Origin of the sequence: Gelidibacter salicanalis (assembly GCF_016469035.1) — a bacterium.
In the GTDB taxonomy this organism is placed as follows: domain Bacteria; phylum Bacteroidota; class Bacteroidia; order Flavobacteriales; family Flavobacteriaceae; genus Gelidibacter; species Gelidibacter salicanalis_A.
In genome coordinates, this window is the sequence record NZ_JAEHJZ010000060.1 from 1 (window position 1) to 616 (window position 616).

The 616-nt window shown below is 41.7% G+C and carries 2 protein-coding genes; both read left to right on the forward strand.

Annotated elements, in window-relative coordinates; all coding sequences use genetic code 11:
• On the forward strand, positions 1-283 hold a 283-nt coding region (locus JEM65_RS20025), incomplete at its 5' end, for a pirin-like C-terminal cupin domain-containing protein (RefSeq protein ID WP_306465101.1).
• Positions 280-616, forward strand: a 337-nt coding sequence (locus JEM65_RS20030) for a TMEM175 family protein (protein WP_199603363.1), incomplete at its 3' end; no start/stop codon positions are given. The genes JEM65_RS20025 and JEM65_RS20030, both read left to right, overlap by 4 nt.

Sequence of the window (616 nt, forward strand, 5' to 3'; positions counted from 1 at the left end):
CAGTATCAATGCTGACGGTTATAACTATGGCCCTAAACAAATACTAGTGGCCAAGGATAGCACTTTGTGTTCCTTTGAAATGGAACCCGAAACCACGGTGTATATTTTTGGGGGAATTCCTTTTGAGGAAGAACGTTACATCCATTGGAATTTTGTGAATTCTGATAGAGACGTCATTGAAAAAGCCAAAAAGGATTGGGAAGCACAAAACCTAGAGGCCTTCCCTAAAGTGGTTGGAGATGAACACGACTATGTGCCGTTACCAAAACCACGCCGATTATGAAAACAGGCAGACTCGAAGCCTTTAGTGATGGCGTGTTAGCCATCATCATTACCATTATGGTGTTGGGGATGAGCGCCCCCGAAGGTTATACGTTTGAAGCCCTAAAACCAATACTGCCCGTATTTCTAACTTATGTATTAAGTTTTATATATGTTGGGATATACTGGAATAACCACCATCATTTACTACAGGCGGTCAACAAAGTGAACGGTAACATTTTGTGGGCTAACCTCAATTTGCTGTTTTGGCTCTCACTTTTTCCATTCGCCACGGATTGGTTGGGGAAGAATCATTTTGAAGATAACCCAACCGCAATTTATGGTATAGTCTTGT